Genomic DNA, 20,013 nt, shown 5'->3' on the forward strand with positions numbered 1-20,013 from the left:
GCCTGTCTGGGTCAGTGGTTTTTTACGGCCTCGAAGGCCTCGAGTGCGGCCTGGCGGCTGGCTTTCAGGTCCACGATCGGGGCCGGATAGCCGCGCGCACCGCCGGCGCCTGGCGCGTGAATATACCGCGTTTCGACATCCTGGAGCACGGGGACGAAGCGGCGCACGAAGGTGCCGTCGGGGTCGTGGCGTTCGCCCTGGGTTTGCGGGTTGAAGACGCGGAAGTAGGGCGCGGCATCGGCACCGCAGCCGCCGGCCCATTGCCAGCCCAGGGTGTTGGCGGCGAGATCGGCGTCCACCAGGGTGTCCCAGAACCAGTGGGCCCCGTGCTGCCAGTGCAGGCGCAGGTTCTTGGTCAGGAAGGACGCGACCACCATGCGCAGGCGGTTGTGCATCCAGCCGGTCTCCCACAACTGCTGCATCGCGGCGTCGATAATCGGAAGCCCGGTCTCGCCGCGCTGCCAGGCCCGCAGGTCGCGATCGGCTTGGCGCCAGGGGAACGCCTCGAAGCGTGGGTTGAGCGGTTGCTCCGGGGTGTGCGGGAAGTGGTAGAGCACGTGATGGGCAAAATCGCGCCAGCCGAGTTCACGAACGAAGGCCTCGGGGCCGCCGCTGTCCGGGTGCAGCCCGGCCTGGCGCAGCGCGCGCAGGATCTGGCGCGGCGAGATCTCGCCGAAGTGCAGATGCGGCGACAGGCGCGAGGTCCCGTCCTGATCCGGGCGGTCGCGGCCCTCGGCGTAGGCGCGCACGGCGTTGTCGAGGAACGCTTCCAGGCGCTCCCGGGCCGCGGTCTCGCCTGGGGCCCAGGTGGCGCGCAGGCCGCCGGCCCAGTCGATCGCGGGCAGGAGCCCCAGCTGTTCGGGACGGAGCGAGTCGGGCCAGGCCTCGGGTCGCGGGAGATCGGCGGGTGCGGGCAGCGGGGCGCGGTCGATCCCGCGTTGCAGGCAGGCCTTCCAGAACGGGCTGAAGACCTTGTAGGGGCGGCCCTGGCCGGTCGCGACCTCCCAGGGCTCGATCAGCAGGTGGGCATTGAAGCTGTGTACTTCGATGCCGTCGGCGCGCAGCCCGGCCTTGATGTCCGGATCGCGCAGGACGATGGCGGGATCGTACAGCCGGTTCCAGTAGACGGCGGTGGCGCCGGTCTCGCGGACCAGGGCCCGCAGGGTGTCGAGGCTGGGACCGGCACGCAGGGTCAGGCGCGAGCCCTGCGCACGCAGGTCGTGGTCCAGCGCGTTGATGCTGTGGTGCAGCCACCAGTTGGATGCGGCACCTGGCTGCCATGGGGCCTCTTCCTCCGGGGCGTGGATGAACACGGGGATCACCGGGCCGCCGCGTTCGCAGGCGGCCTGCAGCGCGGGCTGGTCGGTCAGGCGCAGGTCGCGGCGCAGCCAGACGAGGGTGGGGCCGGGGCTTTGCATCAGATGCGGTCTCCCTGGGCGAGAGTCTTGCGGAGTTCTCCGGCCCGGTCGCGGATGGCTTGCAGGCGTTCGGGGTCCATCTTTTCGACGTGCTTCCACTGCAGCGCGGTGCGCGGATGCCGGGCGAAGCGGTCGCGGTGGCGGTCGAGGAAGTCCCAGTACAGCGTGGTAAACGGACAGGCCTTGTCGCCCAGGGCCTCGTCCGGGTCGAACGGGCAGTGCGCGCAGTAGTTGCTCATGCGCTGGATGTAGCGCCCCGTGGCCACGTAGGGCTTGGAGGCCATGCGCCCATCGTCGGCGTACTGCGACATGCCGACCACGTTGGGGAGCTCCACCCATTCCACGGCATCGACGTAGATGCCCAGGTACCAGGCATGGATCGCGGCAGGGCGCACGCCAAGCAGCTGGGCGAACAAGCCGGTGACCATCAGCCGCTGGATGTGGTGGGCGTAGCCCAGTTGCAGGGTCTGGCCGACGGCCTGGTGCAGGCACTGCATGGAGGTCTTGGCGTCCCAGTAGAGGGCGGGGAGCGGCTGGTCGGCCTCCAGGGCATTCCACTCGTGCCAGGCCTCGCCAAAATGGAAGTACAGCCCGCGCACGTATTCGCGCCAGCCGAGAATCTGGCGGATGAAGCCCTCGACCGCGGGCAGCGGGGCATGGCCATCGCGCCAGGCCTGTTCCGCGGCGTCGATCACCGTGCGCGGATGGATCAGGTGCAGGTTGAGGGCGGTGGACAGGCGGGCGTGGTAGAGCCAGGGCTGGTCAGTCCACATCGCGTCCTGATAGGTGCCGAAGGCGGGCAGGCGGTGCTGGATGAAGTCGTCCAGCGCCTGTTGTGCCTGCTGCGCGGTGACTGGCCAGTCGAAGTCGTCGGCCTGTCCTGGCAGGTCCGGGAGATGCCGGGCGATGTCGCCCAGGCACTCACGGGTGAGCGCGTCCGGCGGAAAGGACAGGGGTGGCGGCAGCAGGCCGGGGCCGTCACGCCCGAAATGCCCGCGGTTGTCGGCGTCGAAATTCCATTGTCCACCGGCGGGCTCGTCGCCGTTCATCAGCACGCCCAGGGCTTTTCGCTGCTCGCGGTAGAAATACTCCATGCGCAGCTGCTTGCGGCCCTTGGCCCATTGGTGAAAAGCGTCCAGCGGGACCAGGAAATGCGGATCGTCCAGGACCTCGAGCGGGATCGCCTGGTCGGCGCAGGCGGCCTGAAGCTGGCGCAGCACGCGGTGTTCGCCCGGCTGCAATACGCGCACGTGTTGCGGTTGGAGGTGTTCGAGGTCGGCGCGCAGGGCGTCGTTCAGGGCCTGCTCGGGGCGTTCGCCGAGGTGGCAATAATGGACGGAAAAGCCGTCATCCCGGCGCTCCTTGGCGAAGTGACGCATCGCCGACAGGAACAGCGCGGTCCGCGCGATATGCGACGGGGCATGTCGGGATTCTTCGGCCACTTCGGCCATCCACAGGCGATCCCGCGTCGGGTCCAGTCCCTGCAGACCCGGGTGGTCCGGGGCCAGCTGGTCGCCGAGCACGACCAGAAGGGTGCGCACGGCCACGGGCAAGGCGGAATCGGGCACGGGGCCGGCGCGGGTGGAGCGAGGTTATTCGGGCAGGTGGCGCGAGAGGCGAGCGGCGGCCTCCAGCGGAGGTCCGGGCAGGACCTCGATCTCGCGACCGTGTTCCATCTGCGACAGCTCGAGGGCGGCCGAGCCGGCGAGATAGCAGGGCGGGCCGGCCTGCTTGAGGATCGCCTCCACCCGCGGAAGCTCGGGGCTGCGCATCAGCTGCGAGGAGCCATGGATGATCATTGCCGGCGCGCGCAGGCGACGGATCAGCGTATCAAGGCCCTCGGGACTGGTGGCATCGAACAGGGGCAGGGTCTTCATGCCGCGGCGTGCGCAGGCGAGCTGCAGCAGCATGCCGCCAACCTGCTGGTGGCCGCCGCCCAGCACCAGGCAGGGGTAGGACGGCTCGTCGCAGGCCCGTGTGGCCGAGCGCAACTGATCGGCGAAGGCCGCGGTGGCCCAGGCGGCGAAGATGGCCAGGCGAACCTCGCCCTCGGCACTGTGGCGGGATTCCTCGCGCAGGCGGCGATAGACCTCGGGAAAGGCGCTCTCATGTACGCCGTCCCAGCCGTGCCGCATGACCAGCCGGGTGTAGATTCGATCCAGCTGGTCGGCATCCAGGTTGGCCACCGAGGCATACAGAGCCTCGGCGATCGGATCCGTGGTGTGGGGGGCGATCCCGGGGCCGGGGCTGGAGCGGCGTTCGCGCTCGCCGGTGGCCTGGGTCCGGGTGCCTTCGGCTTCGGGTGATTCGGCCCTGGCGGTGCTGTGTGCGGACTCGTCATTCAGCACGCGATGGACTTGCGAGACCGGGATGCCCTGTTCGGGCAGTTCCATGATCCGTTTGATGCGGGCGATGTCACTCAGGCTGTAGAGCCTGTGTCCCTTGGGTGTGCGCATCGGCCGGATCAGCCCGTAGCGGCGCTCCCAGGCTCGCAGGGTGACGTCGTTGATACCTGTCTCCGCGCACACGTGGCGGATCGGGTACAACCCTTCTTCGTCTTGAAGTTCGATGTGCGTCGCGCTCGCCATGAAATAATTGTACGACATTTGTACATCGCATGTACAAGGGGCGTGATGCACGATGCGATCCGCGTGATTCCGGGGAACGGAATGAACCTTCCCTGCCTGCGCGTCCCAAAAGGGTAGCAACCTTTTCTTGATGCTGCTGGAGACTCGCATGTTTGCAACCAACGGAAACCGCTGGATCGGGATGTATATCCCGTTGCTGCTTGTGGCACTGGCTGCACCCGGTGCGGTTCAAGCCAACCCGGAGATGGCCGACAGTGTGTCACCGTACCTGCGTCTGCATGTGGACGACCCGGTTCAGTGGCGCGCCTGGGATCCGGCGTTGCTGGAAAAGGCCAGGGAAGAACAGCGCCCGCTGCTGATCTCCAGTGGCTACTACTCCTGCTTCTACTGTCACGTGATGCAGGAGGAGAGCTTCAAGGACGACGGTATTGCCGAACGGATGAACGAGAACTTCATTCCGGTGAAGGTGGATCGCGAGGTCAATGGGGCACTGGACAGCTACCTGCTGGAGTTCCAGCGTGCCACCGCCGGGAGCGCGGGTTGGCCGCTGAATGTGGTGGTGACTCCCGACGGTCATGCCCTGACGGGCGTGGTGTATGCCCCGCGTGACCAGTTCGCCGAATTCCTCGATGGCATCACCCAGCGCCTGGAGTCGGATTACGACCGGCTGATGGATCTCGCCCGGCGCGGGAGCGAGGAACTCACCCAGCAACTGCGCAAGGGAGAGGAACCGCTTTCCGAGGGCCGCGCGGGCCGACTGCCGCAGGTCCTGTGGAGCCGCCTGGAGCGCGAGGCCGACGACCTTCAGGGTGGTTTCGGTAGTTCCACCAAGTTCCCCCATTCGCCCTACCTGCACGCGATGCTGGAGGCCGAGCAGGCCGGCACGGCCCCAGGCTGGGTTGCGGAGTTTCTCGAGATCACCCTGGACGAGATGGCCCACTCCGGTCTGCGTGACGTGCTGGGGGGCGGCTTCTTCCGCTACTCCGAATCACCGGACTGGAACGAGCCTCACTTCGAGGTAATGCTGGAGGATCAGGCACAGCTCGCACTGGTTTATCTGCGTGCCGGTGAGCATTTCGGCCGCGAGGACTGGGTGGATCTGGGGCTCGAGAACCTCGATTTCGTCAAGCGGGACATGGCCCTGCGCGAGGACGAGACGGGTGACCAGGCGGAGGCTGCGGAGGGCGGTTTCCGCGGGTTTGCCTCCAGCCTGTCGGCCGTGGACGATCAGGGCCGCGAGGGCGGGGCCTACCTGTGGCCGGAAGAAGATCTGGAAGCCGCACTCGCGGACCACGAGTACCCGGAGTTGGTGCGTGCCTGGTTCGGCATGGAGGGCAGCTCGGTCTTTGATCTTGGCTACCTGCCGCGCAGTGGCGCGGGGATCGAGCAGCTTGCGGAGCGTTTCGACCTGGCAGGGGACGAGGTTCGCGAGCAGGTGGAGTCCGGCCGCGAGGCCCTCATCCAGGCGCGCGAGGCGCGCGGCCTGCCGCGTGACGAGAAGGTGCTGACCGGGGCGCACGGGCTGCTGCTGTCCGCCCTGGCGGAGGCGTCGGCGCACGATGCGCGCTTCCTTGACGCGGGCGCGGCGGTTCAAGCCTGGCTGCTGGAGGTCGCCGCCGCCCCGGCGGAGCTGCCGGCGCTGATGGGTCTGCCCGCCGAGCAGGCGGGAACCGCTACGCTCAACGATTACGCTTACGTTGCGCGCGGCCTGCGCGACTGGGAAGCGGCAACCGGCGAGGGTGAGCATGGCCCGGCCCTGGCACTGCTGGAGGCGGCCTGGGAGCGCTTCCGCGATGGTGACGGCTTCCGTTCGGAGCCGGAGCCGCCGCTGCCGGGGATGATCTCCCAGCGTTTCCACCCGGCGGTGCACCGGCCGTCCCCGACGACCCTGATCTTCCGTCTCAGCGAGGAATGGGCCGAGGACAGCGAGACGGTGGATGCCGCCTTCGCGGACTACGACCTGCGCCCGGGCCGCGCCATCGATGCCGACCCGGAGCAGCATGCCCGCCTGATCCTTTGGCTGCAGGAACGCGACTAACGGGTGCCGTCTGAATCGGGAGTGTTCGCGTTGCCGCCGCAGGTGGGCGCGAACTACGCTGTGCACCCGAGGGCCATCCTGGCCGTGCAGGCGGACAGGCTGCGGGCGGCTCCAGTCGGCTCGCCCGGCGAGAGGCGTGGTCCGCCCCTCGTGGTAACTGCAATCGAGGTTCGGGCGCTCTAAAGTGAAGTTGATCGGTGCGGCGTCTGGGCCAGCACGCTGTCCTTGCCGTCCATATCCACTTCCGTCAGCGTGGCCTGCCCGGGCTTCTGGAAGCCGTCTTCAGGTTGAATCCGTGATGAAAGAGAGTCCGTCCCTGCCCCCGAGTCACCCCCTGCGGGAGTCGATTCACGATGAAGTCCATGCGCGTTTCTACGAACCGCTGGACGCCCCTGCGACTGCCTCGTGGCTGGCGCTTTTGTCGCCGCGCGACTCCACCGAGCGCGAACGCGAACTGGTGGCGGAGCTCTGCCGTCGTTTTGGCGTGAACGAGCCGGTCCCGCAGAAGAACTTCGTCGCCTGCGATCTGGGGCCGTTTCGCTTGCGCTGGGAACGCCACAACGAGTTCTCCACCTGGTCATTCTTCGTGACCGGAGAAGCCTTCAGCGACCCGTTCGCCAACCCGGCGATCAACCGCGTGCCGGCCGACTGGCTGAGCGAGCTGCCAGGGAGCACCATCGCCGCGATCCATCTGGCGCTGGAGTCGCGTGACATGCCGGAGCGGTCCTTCGAGCAGCTGGAAGCCGTATTCGCTCCGCACCCCATCGTCGGCAGCGGCGTGGCTGGCGGGGATGGCCTGGTGTGGACCGATTTTCGGGTCCACGACGACGGTTTCTCCCGCTTCCTGGTCCGCGATGTCGATCTCAACCGGCGTGAGGCCGGGCGTATCGCCCAGCGCCTGTTCGAGCTGGAGACCTACCGGTTGCTGGCCCTGCTGGCGCTCCCGCTGGTCCGCGAGTTGATGCCGGAACTCGACGAACTCGAGGGCCGGCTGAACGACATCAATGACGAGATGGCGGGGATCACCGAGCAGTTCGCCGCATCGGATCGCGAGCAGCAGTTGCTGGCGGTGCTCTCCGACCTTGCATCCGACGTCGAGCGCCTGAGCAGCTATGCCGGCAGCCGCTTCCACGCATCCCGCGCCTATGCCTCGCTGGTGGACAGAGGCGCTGAGGAACTGAGGACCAAGCGCATGCCGGGGCTGCAGACCCTGTGTGAATATCTAAGCTGGCGTATGGCTCCGGCCATGGGTACTTGCGCGTCGCAGGCGGAACGGCTGGAGGTACTGTCCACGCGCATCCACCGCACCGGATCGCTGTTGCGCACCCGGGTGGACGTGGCGCTGGAACGGCAGAACCGCGACCTGCTGAGCTCGATGAACCGGCGCGCCGACCTGCAGTTGCGCTTGCAGCGGACGGTGGAAGGGCTTTCGGTGGTGGTGATCAGCTACTACCTGACCAGCCTGGTGGCCTACCTGTTGCGCGGGGTGGACGCGGCGGTCGCGTTGCCGCTGCCGGTGAACATTGCCATCGGGATGACGGTGCCGGTGGTGGTCGCCGGGGTGTGGTTTTCCCTGAGGCGGATGCGCGCGCGAATCGAGCGGAAGGCCGGGCGCGGGGCCTGACCCCCGGCACCCGGTGGGGCGCGGGCCCTTCAGGCGTCAGAGCGGGCGGTGGTGTCCTTTTCGGCCTTGTGCAGGCGCTGGAGCATGGCCTTGAGGACCTTCGGGTTGCCGGCGACGACGTCGCCGCGGCGCATCACGTCCGGGTTGCCCTGCCAGTCGCTGACTACGCCGCCGGCTTCCTGTACGAGGAGCAGGCCCGCGGCCATGTCCCAGGGCTGCAGGCCCATTTCCCAGAAGCCGTCAAAGCGCCCGCAGGCGACCCAGGCCAGGTCCAGTGCGGCGGACCCGGGCCGGCGGATGCCGGCGGTGCCCGGGATCAGGTGGCGCAGGCTGCTCAGGTAGCGCTCCAGGTCCTGGCCCTCGCGGAACGGGATGCCGGTGCCCAGCAGCGCGCCGTTCAGGTCCTTGCGTTCGGAGACGCGGATACGGCGACTGTTGAGGAAGGCGCCGGCGCCGCGCGTGGCGGTAAACAGCTCTTCCTTCAGCGGGTCGTAGACCACCGCCTGCTCCAGTCGGCCCTTGTGCTTCAGGGCGATGGAGATGCCGTACTGCGGGATCTCGCGCAGGTAGTTGGTGGTGCCGTCCAGCGGATCGATGATCCAGACGAAGTCGGCATCGCTGCCGCTGCCGCTTTGTTCACCGCCTTCCTCGGCCATGATCGAGTGGTCGGGATAGGCGCGGCGCAGGGTGTGCACGATGGCCTGTTCGGCGGACAGGTCGACATCCGACACCCAGTCGTTACGGGCCTTTTCGCGGGTGTTCATGCGATCCGGCCGGCCCCAGGCGCGGGTGGTGATGCGTCCGGCCTCGCGGGCCGCCGATACCGCCGTGTTCAGCATGGGGTGCATGGGATGTCTCCTGGTGTTCTTCGGGGTGTCCGGCGGGCGCGCGCACGCGCCGCGGGAAGGTCGCGAACAATACACAAGCCGCTCTTTTTTGGGAAGTCGAGAGCCCCCCTGTGTACAATCCGCGAGCTTTGATGCGGGCATGGCAACGGAGACTCCACGAATGGAAGAACGCCTGAAGCGGGTGCGCGTCGTACTGGTGGGTACGACGCATCCGGGCAACATTGGGTCCGCCGCACGTGCGATGAAGGCCATGGGAGTGACGGATCTGGTGCTGGTGGCGCCGGAGCGGTTTCCGCATGCCGATGCGACGGCGCTGGCGTCCGGGGCGGATGACCTGCTGGCGCGGGCGCGCGTGGTCGAAGACGTGGCCGCCGCGGTCTCCGACTGCGTGTGGGTGGTGGGCACCAGTGCCCGGCTGCGCACCCACTCGGTACCGGTGCTGGGCCCGGACGTGGCGGCCGGGCAGGCGCTGGAGAACGCGGGCCTGGGCCCGGTGGCCCTGGTTTTTGGACGTGAACACAGTGGTCTGACCAACACCGAGCTGGATTACTGCAACGCGTTTGTGCAGATCCCGACGGTGCCGGATTTCAGCTCCCTGAACCTGGCCGGCAGCGTGCAGGTGATGACCTACGCGCTCCGCATGGCGGCCCTGACCGGAATGGATCCCGGGCAGGCGAGTGCGGCAGGGGAGGCACGCGACCCGCTCGCGACCCAAGACGAGATGGAGGGTCTGTTCCGTCATTTCGAGCAGGCCCTGACGACCATCGAGGTGCTCGACCCGGACAATCCGCGCAATCTGATGCGGCGCTTGCGGCACCTCTATATGCGCGCCGGACTGACCGGCAGCGAGGTGCGCATGCTGCGCGGTATATTGACGCACACGGAAAAGGGCCGCTGAGGGCGCCGGAAACCGGCGTGATAACCTAGCGGATGACTCGGGAATTGAGGCCGGCCCATGTTTGACAGGATGCGCGAGGACATTCGCTGCGTGTTTGACCGTGACCCGGCGGCACGCAACGCCTTCGAGGTGCTGACCGCATACCCCGGCCTGCATGCGCTGTGGTATCACCGCCTCGCGCACTGGTTGTGGAACCACCGGATGCGCTGGCTGGGGCGCGTGATCGCGAACTTCAGCCGCTGGGTGACCGGCATCGAGATCCATCCGGGGGCGACCCTCGGCCGACGGTTCTTTATCGACCATGGCATGGGGGTGGTGATCGGCGAGACCGCCGAGGTCGGCGACGACTGCACGATCTACCACCAGGTGACCCTGGGTGGCACCACCTGGGAAGGCGGCAAGCGCCACCCGACGCTCGGCAACGAGGTGGTGATCGGTGCGGGTGCCAAATTGCTGGGCCCGATCCATGTGGGCGACCACGCGCGCATTGGCTCCAACGCAGTGGTGCTGAAGGATGTTCCGGCGGAGGCGACCGCGGTCGGCATCCCCGCCCGGGTGCTCGGCCCGCGGCCCGAGCCCGATCCGCGCTTCCAGCAGATGGCGGACCGCATGGGCTTCGATGCCTACGGCCTCTCGCGGGACATGCCGGATCCGGTGGCCAACGCGATCCACCGGATCGTGCAGCGCGTACACGACCTGGACGAGCGCATGGAACGGGCCTGCCAGGCGCTCAAGCGCGCCGGTATCGATCCGGGCGAGGCCCTGGGCGAGGACGATTCGGGCCCGCTGGAGGCCTGCGATCTGGAAGGTCTGGAGCCGGACGAGTGCGAGGTTCCGCCGAAGGTGGCGACCCAACAAGAACGTAAACAGCAAGGGAATACTTGATCGTTTTGCTCGGGTATTGCTAAGCTTGCCGGCAAATGACTGACAAGTGCACTCAACCATGAAACTGACGACCAAAGGCCGGTACGCCGTCACCGCCATGCTCGATGTGGCGATGCACACCCGCAACGGGCCGGTATCCCTGGCCGAAGTGGCGCGGCGGCAGAAGCTTTCGCTGTCCTATCTGGAGCAGCTTTTTTCCAGGCTGCGCCGCAAGGGGCTGGTGAACAGCAGTCGCGGGCCGGGCGGGGGCTATGCCCTCAGCCGTGAACCGGAGGGGATCAGCGTGGCCGACATCGTGGTGGCGGTGGACGAGCCGGTGGACGTCACCCGCTGCGGCGGCAAGGCCAACTGCAATTCGGATTCGCGCTGCCTGACGCACGACCTGTGGACCGATCTGAGTCAGCAGGTCTATGACTTCCTCAGCACCCGCTCGCTGGCGGATGTACTGCAGCGCCATCGGGAACAAATGGAAAAAGACGGCGTGCAGGAGGTCGTGATGCACGGCGCCCCTCTGCAAGCCTCGACCGGAAAAAGCCATGCGACCGCCAAAGCGGCCGCGGAAAGGAGCTAACGCGCAATGAGTGACCTGAAACTGCCGATCTACCTCGATTATTCCTCGACCACGCCGGTCGACGAGCGTGTGGCCGAAAAGATGGCCGGCTGCCTGACCAAGGACGGCCTGTTCGGCAATCCCGCCTCGCGCAGCCACAGCTTTGGCTGGAGCGCGGAGAAGGCGGTGGAGAACGCTCGCGGCCAGGTCGCCGAGCTGGTGGGCGCCGATCCCAAGGAAATCATCTGGACCTCCGGTGCGACCGAGGCCGATAACCTGGCGATCAAGGGTGCCGCGCACTTCTACCAGCGCAAGGGCAAGCACATCATCACCGTGAAGACCGAGCACAAGGCCGTGCTCGACACCACGCGTCAGCTGGAGCGCGAGGGCTTCGAGGTCACGTACCTGGGTGTGAAGGAAAACGGCCTGATCGACCTTCAGGAGCTGCAAGACGCGATGCGTGACGACACCATCGTGGTCTCGGTGATGCACGTGAACAACGAGATCGGCGTCATCCAGGACATCGAGGCGATCGGCAACCTTTGCCGTGAGCGCGGGATCGTGTTCCATGTGGACGCGGCCCAGTCGACCGGGAAGGTCGCAGTCGACCTGTCCAGCCTGCCGGTGGACCTGATGAGCTTCTCTGCGCACAAGACCTACGGTCCGAAGGGCATCGGCGCGCTGTTCGTGCGCCGCAAGCCGCGCGTGCGGATCGAGGCGCAAATGCACGGCGGCGGCCACGAGCGTGGCATGCGCTCCGGCACGCTGGCACCGCACCAGATTGTCGGCATGGGTGAGGCCTTTGCGCTCGCCGGTGCCGAGATGGGCCCCGAGCTGGAGCGCATCCGCATGCTGCGCGACCGTCTGTGGACGGGTCTCGACGGCATGGAAGAGGTCTATCTGAACGGCGATCAGGAACAGCGCGTGGCGCACAACCTGAACGTCTCCTTCAACTTCGTCGAGGGCGAGAGCCTGATCATGGCGCTGCGCGACATCGCCGTGTCCTCCGGCTCGGCCTGTACCTCGGCGAGTCTGGAACCGTCCTACGTCCTGCGTGCCCTGGGCCGCAACGACGAGCTGGCCCACAGCTCCATCCGCTTCTCCATCGGTCGCTACACGACGGTGGAAGAGGTCGACCACACGGTCAAGATTGTGCGCGCCGCGGTCGCCAAGCTGCGCGAACTCTCGCCACTGTGGGAGATGTACCAGGACGGCGTCGATCTGAGCACCGTCGAGTGGGCGGCCCACTAGGGGTCCGCTCGACACCACTAACGCAACGCGTACACACGCAACAGGAGAACGGTCATGGCTTACAGTGACAAGGTTCTGGACCACTACGAAAATCCGCGCAACGTCGGCAGCTTCGACAAGAACGACGACACGGTCGGCACCGGCATGGTCGGTGCCCCGGCCTGCGGCGACGTGATGAAGCTGCAGATCAAGGTCAACGACGACGGCATCATCGAGGACGCCAAGTTCAAGACCTACGGTTGCGGGTCGGCGATCGCTTCCAGCTCGCTGCTCACCGAATGGGTGCGTGGCAAGACCCTGGAAGAAGCCAGCCAGATCAAGAACACCCAGATCGCCGAGGAACTGGCGCTGCCGCCGGTGAAGATCCACTGCTCGGTGCTGGCCGAGGACGCAATCAAGGCGGCCGTGTCCAACTACCAGGAGCGCCACGGCGAGGCCGCGGAAGCCGAGAAGAAGTCTGCCTGAGGGTGCTATGTCGATTACAGTGACCGAACCCGCAGCCGAAAGGATCCACAATTTCCTCGACAAGAGAGGCAAGGGCGTGGGCGTGCGGCTGGCTGTCAGGACGACCGGCTGCTCCGGCATGGCCTACGTGGTGGAGTTTGCCGACGATATCGAGGACACCGATACGGTGTTCGAGGATCGCGGCGTGAAGCTGGTGGTGAATCCGAAGTCCCTCGTGTACCTCGATGGCACCGAGCTGGATTTCGGCAAGGAAGGCCTGAACGAAGGGTTCAAGTTCAATAATCCGAACGAGAAGGCCCGATGTGGCTGTGGTGAAAGCTTCAGTATCTGACTGACGATCGCATCCGGGGTGGTGCATGGCGGCCGATTGCTGGTCGTCGTCCCACCCCTTTTCTTTTGTCAGTGCGTCGCCAGTGCTTCTTGAGGCCGAGAGTTGATGAACGACCCATTCGAGCAGTTCGATCTGCCGGTCGCCTTCGAGGTGGACCGGCAACAGCTGGACGAGCGCTTTCGCCGCCTGCAGGCAGAGTTGCATCCGGACCGCTTCGTGCGCCAGGGCGACCAGGCCCGGCGCATGGCGGCGGCGGTGGCGGCCGACGTGAACGAGGCCTACGCGATCCTCGGGGATGACTACCGCCGTGCGTTGCACCTGCTGGAGCGCACGGGCGTGGCGTTCGACCCGGAACGCGATACCAGCCAGAACATCGAGTTCATCGAGGCGCAGATCGAGTGGCGCGAACGCATGGAAGAGGCCGCGGCGGCCAGGGATGGTGGCGCGCTGGAGGCCGCAGGTGAAGAGCTGGAGCAGGCCCGGGCCGAGGCACGGGCAAAGGTCGCGGATGCCCTGAAGGACCCGGCGGCCCCGGCGCCCGAGGCCAAGGACCGAGTGCTGGAATTGCGCTTTTTCGACCGCTTGCTGGACGAATTGAAACGAACCCGACAGAACCTGGCGCGCGGTTGATCCGCGGCCATGTGAAGGAGCCGAACACCCGATGGCGTTATTGCAGATCACCGAACCCGGAGCCGAGTCCGCGCCGCATCAGCGCCACCTCGCGGCCGGGATCGACCTCGGCACGACCCATTCGCTGGTCGCCACGGTGCGTAGTGGCGAGGCGGATACCCTGCCGGACGAGCAGGGCCGGCATATCCTGCCGTCGGTGGTCCACTACGCCGCGGATGGGGTGAGCGTGGGGTATGCGGCCGCGGAGCACGCGGCGGATGATCCGCACAACACCATCGCCTCGGTTAAACGCCTGATCGGACGCGGCGCGGCGGATGTCGCGCGCCTGTCTGGCGAGCTGCCGTTTCGCCTCAAGACCGGCGAGTCCAGCGTGCCGCGGATCGAGACGGCCGCGGGTGACAAGACCGCGGTCGAGGTGTCCGCCGATATCCTTCACACCCTGCGCCAGCGGGCCGAAGCGACCCTGGGCGACGAACTCGAGGGCGTGGTGATCACCGTGCCCGCGTACTTTGATGATGCCCAGCGCCAGGCCACGCGCGACGCCGCGCAATTGGCGGGGCTGAACGTTTTTCGCCTGATCAGCGAACCGACTGCCGCAGCGGTGGCTTACGGGCTGGATCAGGGCGAGGAGAGCACCATCGCGGTTTACGACCTGGGCGGTGGGACCTTCGACATCTCCATACTGCAGCTGCGCCGCGGTGTGTTCGAGGTGCTGGCGACCGGTGGCGACTCGGCCCTGGGCGGCGATGACATCGATCGCACCATCGCCGACTGGCTGTTGAACCAGGCCGGGATGGGCGGCGAGAACGACCCGCAGCGCCTGCGTCGGGTGTTGCTGGCCGCGCGTCAGGCGAAGGAAGCCCTGACTGACGCTGCGAGCACCCCGGTCGAGGTCGTGCGCGCGGACGGCTCCACCTGGTCCGGCGCGTTGGATCGCGAAACCCTCGTGGGGCTGGCGCGTCCATTGCTGGATCGCACCATGAAGGCCTGCCAGCAGGTCCTCGCGGATGCCGGCCTGGAGACGGATGCGATTGACGAGGTCGTGCTGGTGGGCGGCTCCACCCGCATGCCTGCGGTCCGCGAGGCGGTGGAGGGGTTCTTCGGTCGGGTCCCGCATGCCGGGATCGATCCGGACCGCGTGGTGGCGATTGGCGCCGCGCAGCAGGCCGACATCCTGGCCGGCAACAAGCCCGATACCGAACTGCTGCTGCTGGACGTGATCCCACTGTCATTGGGCCTGGAAACGATGGGCGGGTTGGTCGAGTTCATCGTCCCGCGCAACACCACCATCCCGGTCTCGCGGGCCCAGGAATTCACCACCTTCAAGGATGGTCAGACGGCGATGTCCCTGCATGTGGTGCAGGGCGAGCGCGACGTGGTGGATGCCAACCGCTCGCTGGCCCAGTTCACCCTGTCCGGCATCCCGCCGATGGTGGCCGGGGCCGCGCGCATCCGCGTGACCTTCCAGGTGGACGCCGACGGGCTGCTCAACGTGACCGCGCGCGAACAGACCCAGGGCGTGGAGGCGCATATCGAGGTCAAGCCGAGCTACGGCCTGACCGATTCCGAGATCGAGCAGATGCTGCGCGACTCGGCGTCCTCAGCGCGCGAGGATATGGAGGCCCGCCGCCTGCGCGAGGAGCAGGTGGAGGCCGACCGCGTGCTGGAGGCGATCGACGCCGCGCTGCAGACCGATGGCGATCGCTACCTGGAGCCGGAGGAGCGCCAGAGTATCGAACAGGCGCGCGATACCCTGCGCGCCGAACGCGAGAAGGGCGACGACCCGGACGCGATCGAGGCCGCGCGCAAGCGCGTCGAGCAGGCCTCCGAGGCCTTCGTCGCGCGGCGCATGAATGACAGCATCCGGCGGGCACTCGCCGGTCACAACGTTAGCGAATACGACGCAGGGAACTGAGAACATGCCCCAGGTAATCTTTCTGCCCCACGAGGAAATCTGCCCCGAAGGCGCCTCCCTCGAGGCCCCGTCGGGCATTAGCATCTGCGATCTCGCGCTGCAAAACGGCATCGAGATCGAGCACGCCTGCGAAAAGTCCTGCGCCTGTACCACCTGCCATGTCTACGTGCGCGAGGGATTCGACAGCCTGGACGAGCCGACCGAGGACGAAGAAGACATGCTCGACAAGGCCTGGGGCCTGGAGCCGGACTCGCGCCTGTCCTGTCAGGCGATCGTGACCGACAACGATCTCGTGGTGGAACTGCCGAAGTACACCATTAACCAGGTCTCCGAGAACCACTGATCAAGGACCAAGCGATGAAGTGGACCGAAACCCAGGAAATTGCGATCCAGTTAGCCGACGAACACCCGGATGTGGACCCGCGCAACATCAACTTCGTGGATCTGCGTCAGTGGGTGATGAACCTGCCGGAATTCGATGACGACCCCGAACGCTCGGGCGAGCGTGTCCTTGAGGCGATCCAGCTTGCCTGGATGGACGAGGCCGACGTCGACGACTGACGGGTTTTTGGATCGACCACGAAGCACACGAAGAAGGGCCAGACCCTTTTTCACCACAGAGGGCACAGAGGACGCAGGGAAGGGCAGGAGGCTGAAACGCCTACCCGATACCAGGATAGCTTACCGATGCGAAGTGGTATCGCGGCCTGTGCTTCTGTGCCGTCTCCTCGACCTTCTGCGTGTCTGCGTGCGCTTCGTGGTGAATCAAGGCCGGTGACGTTGCTGCAGGGGCGTCAGGTCGCTAGACTACGCGCCGCACGTTGCGTCCGCGTCTTTTTTGCGTTGGGAACCCGCCGTTCGGCGGGTTCTCGCGTTTGCAGCCGGGCCCAGCGACCGATATTCAATCCAAGTACCAGGAGAGCCGCCCCATGGCCGTTGAACGCACCCTTTCCATCATCAAGCCTGACGCCGTTGCCAAGAATGCCATCGGCGACATCATCAGCCGTTTCGAAAAGGCCGGCCTGAAGGTCGTTGGCGCGCGCATGATGCACCTGAGCCGCGAGCAGGCCGAAGGCTTCTACGACGTGCACAAGGAACGCCCGTTCTTCAACGATCTGGTCGAGTTCATGATCTCCGGCCCGGCGCTGGTGCAGGTCCTGGAAGGCGAGGACGCCATTGCCAAGAACCGCGACATCATGGGTGCGACCAACCCGAAGGAAGCCGCTCCGGGCACCATCCGTGCCGACTTCGCCGTGTCCATCGACGAGAACGCCGTACACGGCTCTGACGCCCCGGAGACCGCGGAGCGCGAGATCGCTTTCTTCTTTGGCGACGACGGCGTCTGCCCGCGTACCCGATAAAGCGGGCCCGCATGCGCTACGGGGCCCGGTTGCACCGCACACCGGGCCCCGTAGGCAGGCATCCCTTCGGCACAGTACACTAGGGGACTTGAGCCAACCGGTCCCTGTTATGGCACACACATCCTCCACCCCCCTGAATCTCCTGGGCTACAGCCACCAACAGCTCGTCGAGCTGCTGGCGCAGTGGGGTGAACCGCGTTTTCGTGCCACCCAGCTGATCAAGTGGATCCATCAGCGCGGGGTCACCGACTTCGAACAGATGACCGACGTGTCGCGCAAGCTGCGCGATCGTCTGGAGCGCGAGACCGAGATCCGCGTGCCCGAGATCGGTCTGGAAAAGGCCTCCTCCGACGGTACCGTCAAGTGGGTGCTGCGGCTCCCCGACGGCAATGCCATCGAGACCGTCTTCATCCCCGAGGGCGGGCGCGGGACACTGTGCATCTCCTCCCAGGTCGGCTGTGCGCTCGACTGCACCTTCTGCTCCACGGCCCAGCAGGGCTTCAACCGCAATCTCACCAGTGCCGAGATCATCGGTCAGGTGTGGCTGGCCATGCAGCGGCTCCCGGCGCCGGACGGCCGCAAGCGCGCAGTCAGCAACGTGGTCCTGATGGGTATGGGCGAGCCGCTGGCCAATTTCGATGCGGTGGTCCCGTCCTGTCAGTTGATGACCGACGACAATGCCTACGGTCTCAGCCGGCGCCGTGTGACCCTTTCGACTTCCGGCCTGGTTCCAGCCCTCGATCGTCTGAGCGCACATACCGATGTCGCTTTGGCCGTCAGCCTGCATGCGCCCAATGACGCGTTGCGCGACCGTCTGGTGCCGATCAACCGCAAGTATCCGCTCGCCGAGCTACTGGACAGTTGCCGCCGCTACGTGGAGGCAACCGACGCCCACAGTGGCGTGACGTTCGAATACGTCCTGCTGGCCGGTGTCAACGACCAGCCCGAGCACGCCAACGAGCTCGCCGGGCTGTTGCGGGGTATTCCTGGCAAGATCAACCTGATCCCGTTCAACCCGTTCCCGGGGGCTCCGTTCGAACGCCCGTCGGAGGCCACCGTTCTGGCCTTTGAGCGGCGCCTGCAGAAGGCCGGCTACGTGACCACGGTCCGGCGCACCCGGGGCGACGACATCGATGCCGCCTGCGGGCAGTTGGTGGGGCAGGTCGAGGATCGAACCAATCGTGGCATGCGCATGTTCCGCCTGCATGCCGAGTTGCCACAGACGGATCGGAGGGCTTCATGACTGGACGCGCGGGTTTGCGCATCGCCGGGGTTCTGACCCTGGCGCTGCTGCTGGGTGGCTGTGCCGCCACGGCCGACCGACCGGTTTCCGGCGAACGCGAGGATGCCGCCGAGGTGCATGCTGAACTGGGCATCGGCTATCTGCGCGAGGGCGAGTTCGAGCAGGCCGAGCGCAACCTGCGGCGGGCGCTGGACTATGACCCCGGCTATGTCCTCGCCAATATCGGTATGGCAGCGATCTACGAGCGCAAGGACCAGCTGGACCGTGCCGAGGAACACTATCGCCGGGCCCTGCGCCGCGACGAGGACAACCCCTTTGCGCAGACCAATCTGGGCGCATTGCTTTGCGCCCGCGAGGACTTCGACGAGGCTCAGGAGCTGTTCGCCAAGGCGATTAAGAATCCGGATTACGATCGCCGCGACATCGCCCACATGAACTCCGGCGTCTGTCACGCGGACGCGGGCGATGCCGAGGAGGCCGAGCGGCAGTTGCGCCGGGCGCTGGAACTCAATCCGCAGTATCCCCGCGCGCTTCTGGAAATGGCGCGGCTGACTTATCAGGACGACCGGCCGATGCAGACTCGGGCCTTCCTGCAACGATTGGACAGCCAGGGGGTCGAGAATGCCGAGACGCTGCTGCTGTGCTATCAGGCCGAAAGCGCGCTGGGCAACAGCCGCGCGGCCAACGCGTGTGCCGAGCGCCTGAGCCGCCATCACCCGGACAGCGACGAGATGGCCGAGCTGCGCCGGCTGGAGCGTGAAGGGTGAGCGATCCACGCGACAAGGAACCGGGCCTCGGGCGGGTCGAGGATGTCGATGATTCAACGAATAACGTCGCCTCCCTGCGCACCGAGGGTTCGGACCCCGATCCGGAGCCGTCCTTCTCCGCCGCGCATGGTCTGACCACCCGGGACCACCCGGAGGCATCCGGACCGGAGGCGCCCCGGGGTGAGGACGAGCCCGGCGCCAGTCTGCGGCGGGCGCGTGAGGCGGCCGGTCTGGACAGCGCGACCCTGGCCAGCCGCATCCACCTCGGGCGCGGCACCCTGGAAGACCTGGAAGCCAATCGCTTTCATCACATGCCGCCGGCGTACGTGCGCGGCTATCTGCGCTCCTGCGCCCGCGAGCTGGGCGTGGCCGCGGATCCGTGGATTCAGTCCTTCGAGAACCACGGGATGGTCGACCCCGAACTCCGGGCCGTCGCAACGCCCTCCGCGCGCGACCGTCAGCGTCGGCGCGGCCGCGGTATTTACTGGCTCGCCTTGCTGTTGGCCGCGATCCTGCTTGGACTCGGGGTCTATGCCTGGAGCGAGCGCACGGACACGCCCGGGTGGCCGGCGCTGAACCTGGGCGAGGCGCGGGATGCCGTCCCGAGCCTCGCCGATTTCCAGTCCCCGGACGACGCCGAAGGGCGGAGCCCGTCGATCGCCGAGAGCACCGATCCGGAGCCCGTCACGCCCGCGCCGGAGGCCCTCCCGGAGGGCGCCCAGCCGGAGTCGGCGGGTGCCGAGGGATCGGCCGGCGCCCCGGCAGCATCCTCGGAAGCCACCGCACCGGCGGAGGCCCTGACCGAACGCCTGGTCGTGCCGGAAGAGCCGGTCATGCCTGAGGCCCCCGTGCGGGCCGAAAGCGAAGCCCCACTGGATGCTTCCCCGGTGATCGAGACTTCCGGTGAAGGTCCGGCGGCGGGTGAGGGCGCGCAACTGGTGCTGGAGTTTGGCGAGACCTCCTGGGTGGAGATCCGCGATGCCGCCGACGAGGTGGTTTTGACCGGCGTGCTCAGCTCGGGTGACCGCGAGGAGATTCGCCTGGATCTGCCTGGCCGGGTGATCCTGGGCAACGCGTCCGGGGTCTCGCTGACGCTGGATGGCGAGCCGGTAGACGTCGAGACGCATATCCGGAGCGACCGCACCGCGCGCTTCGATCTGGAAGGCTGAACCCGGGTCTTTCCGGCAGGCCATCACGTACA

General features: G+C 66.9%; 20 protein-coding genes. 16 read left to right on the forward strand and 4 right to left on the reverse strand.

The window, feature by feature from the left end; genetic code table 11:
• Positions 1-11 precede the first annotated feature (11 nt).
• From B0684_RS06015 to B0684_RS06025, 3 genes are read right to left on the reverse strand one after another with little or no spacing between them, the layout of a single operon-like run.
• Positions 12-1,418 (reverse strand): cryptochrome/photolyase family protein, encoded by a 1,407-nt coding sequence (locus B0684_RS06015; RefSeq protein ID WP_018650331.1) that lies wholly within the window; start codon positions 1,416-1,418, stop codon positions 12-14.
• Positions 1,418-2,971, reverse strand: a complete 1,554-nt coding sequence (locus B0684_RS06020) for a cryptochrome/photolyase family protein (protein ID WP_018650330.1) — start codon at positions 2,969-2,971, stop codon at positions 1,418-1,420. Before B0684_RS06020 ends, B0684_RS06015 begins: the two co-directional genes overlap by 1 nt.
• 39 nt (positions 2,972-3,010) lie before the next feature.
• Positions 3,011-4,024 carry a MerR family transcriptional regulator gene (locus tag B0684_RS06025; RefSeq protein ID WP_018650329.1) on the reverse strand — a complete coding sequence of 338 codons (1,014 nt, stop codon included), beginning with the start codon at positions 4,022-4,024 and terminating at the stop codon, positions 3,011-3,013.
• A gap of 130 nt (positions 4,025-4,154) precedes the next feature.
• Between B0684_RS06025 and B0684_RS06030 the strand changes: the two genes are divergently transcribed.
• Both B0684_RS06030 and B0684_RS06035 read left to right on the forward strand, forming a co-directional pair.
• Positions 4,155-6,044, forward strand: a complete 1,890-nt coding sequence (locus B0684_RS06030; RefSeq protein ID WP_018650328.1) for a thioredoxin domain-containing protein — start codon at positions 4,155-4,157, stop codon at positions 6,042-6,044.
• Between the two features lie 298 nt (positions 6,045-6,342).
• Positions 6,343-7,668, forward strand: a complete 1,326-nt coding sequence (locus tag B0684_RS06035; protein WP_018650326.1) for a DUF3422 family protein — start codon at positions 6,343-6,345, stop codon at positions 7,666-7,668.
• A 29-nt stretch (positions 7,669-7,697) separates the two neighbouring features.
• On the opposite strand, the gene B0684_RS06040 is transcribed toward B0684_RS06035, so the two are convergent.
• Positions 7,698-8,516 (reverse strand): inositol monophosphatase family protein, encoded by an 819-nt coding sequence (locus B0684_RS06040; RefSeq protein WP_018650325.1) that lies wholly within the window; start codon positions 8,514-8,516, stop codon positions 7,698-7,700.
• A gap of 160 nt (positions 8,517-8,676) precedes the next feature.
• Here B0684_RS06040 and B0684_RS06045 point away from each other — a divergent pair, with 160 nt between their 5' ends.
• The 14 genes from B0684_RS06045 (at position 8,677) to B0684_RS06110 (ending at position 19,981) form a co-directional block, all read left to right on the forward strand.
• Positions 8,677-9,414: an RNA methyltransferase gene (locus B0684_RS06045; protein WP_018650324.1), complete on the forward strand. Its 738-nt coding sequence runs from the start codon at positions 8,677-8,679 to the stop codon at positions 9,412-9,414.
• Positions 9,415-9,471: 57 nt separating this feature from the next.
• A complete protein-coding gene (cysE, locus tag B0684_RS06050; RefSeq protein ID WP_196799414.1) occupies positions 9,472-10,299 on the forward strand; it encodes a serine O-acetyltransferase in 828 nt (275 codons plus the stop codon).
• A gap of 58 nt (positions 10,300-10,357) precedes the next feature.
• Complete coding sequence (locus B0684_RS06055; RefSeq protein WP_018145989.1) at positions 10,358-10,870, forward strand: Rrf2 family transcriptional regulator; 513 nt, start codon at positions 10,358-10,360, stop codon at positions 10,868-10,870.
• 6 nt (positions 10,871-10,876) lie between these two features.
• Positions 10,877-12,100 carry an IscS subfamily cysteine desulfurase gene (locus B0684_RS06060; protein WP_018145988.1) on the forward strand — a complete coding sequence of 408 codons (1,224 nt, stop codon included), beginning with the start codon at positions 10,877-10,879 and terminating at the stop codon, positions 12,098-12,100.
• A gap of 54 nt (positions 12,101-12,154) precedes the next feature.
• Positions 12,155-12,565 (forward strand): Fe-S cluster assembly scaffold IscU, encoded by a 411-nt coding sequence (gene iscU / locus B0684_RS06065; protein ID WP_018145987.1) that lies wholly within the window; start codon positions 12,155-12,157, stop codon positions 12,563-12,565.
• Positions 12,566-12,572: 7 nt separating this feature from the next.
• The gene (gene iscA / locus B0684_RS06070) at positions 12,573-12,896 is read left to right on the forward strand and encodes an iron-sulfur cluster assembly protein IscA (RefSeq protein ID WP_018939093.1); all 324 of its coding nucleotides are present in this window, start codon (positions 12,573-12,575) and stop codon (positions 12,894-12,896) included.
• Positions 12,897-13,001: 105 nt separating this feature from the next.
• Positions 13,002-13,526, forward strand: a complete 525-nt coding sequence (gene hscB / locus B0684_RS06075; protein ID WP_018650323.1) for a Fe-S protein assembly co-chaperone HscB — start codon at positions 13,002-13,004, stop codon at positions 13,524-13,526.
• Positions 13,527-13,557: 31 nt separating this feature from the next.
• Entirely contained in the window at positions 13,558-15,441 is a 1,884-nt protein-coding gene (gene hscA / locus B0684_RS06080; protein WP_018176995.1) for a Fe-S protein assembly chaperone HscA, read from the forward strand.
• 4 nt (positions 15,442-15,445) lie between these two features.
• Positions 15,446-15,784 (forward strand): ISC system 2Fe-2S type ferredoxin, encoded by a 339-nt coding sequence (fdx, locus tag B0684_RS06085; protein ID WP_018169505.1) that lies wholly within the window; start codon positions 15,446-15,448, stop codon positions 15,782-15,784.
• A 14-nt stretch (positions 15,785-15,798) separates the two neighbouring features.
• The gene (gene iscX, locus B0684_RS06090; protein WP_018169506.1) at positions 15,799-16,002 is read left to right on the forward strand and encodes a Fe-S cluster assembly protein IscX; all 204 of its coding nucleotides are present in this window, start codon (positions 15,799-15,801) and stop codon (positions 16,000-16,002) included.
• Positions 16,003-16,370: 368 nt separating this feature from the next.
• Positions 16,371-16,802 carry a nucleoside-diphosphate kinase gene (gene ndk / locus B0684_RS06095; protein ID WP_018145981.1) on the forward strand — a complete coding sequence of 144 codons (432 nt, stop codon included), beginning with the start codon at positions 16,371-16,373 and terminating at the stop codon, positions 16,800-16,802.
• 109 nt (positions 16,803-16,911) lie between these two features.
• A complete protein-coding gene (gene rlmN / locus B0684_RS06100) occupies positions 16,912-18,045 on the forward strand; it encodes a dual-specificity RNA methyltransferase RlmN (RefSeq protein ID WP_018145980.1) in 1,134 nt (377 codons plus the stop codon).
• On the forward strand, positions 18,042-18,812 hold the full coding sequence (gene pilW / locus B0684_RS06105) for a type IV pilus biogenesis/stability protein PilW (protein WP_018169508.1): 771 nt from the start codon (positions 18,042-18,044) through the stop codon (positions 18,810-18,812). The genes rlmN and pilW overlap by 4 nt, the downstream gene beginning before the upstream one ends.
• Positions 18,809-19,981, forward strand: a complete 1,173-nt coding sequence (locus tag B0684_RS06110) for a helix-turn-helix domain-containing protein (RefSeq protein ID WP_018650322.1) — start codon at positions 18,809-18,811, stop codon at positions 19,979-19,981. Before pilW ends, B0684_RS06110 begins: the two co-directional genes overlap by 4 nt.
• Positions 19,982-20,013: the final 32 nt, after the last annotated feature.

It is taken from the genome of Thioalkalivibrio versutus, assembly GCF_001999325.1.
Classification (GTDB): Bacteria; Pseudomonadota; Gammaproteobacteria; order Ectothiorhodospirales; family Ectothiorhodospiraceae; genus Thioalkalivibrio; species Thioalkalivibrio versutus.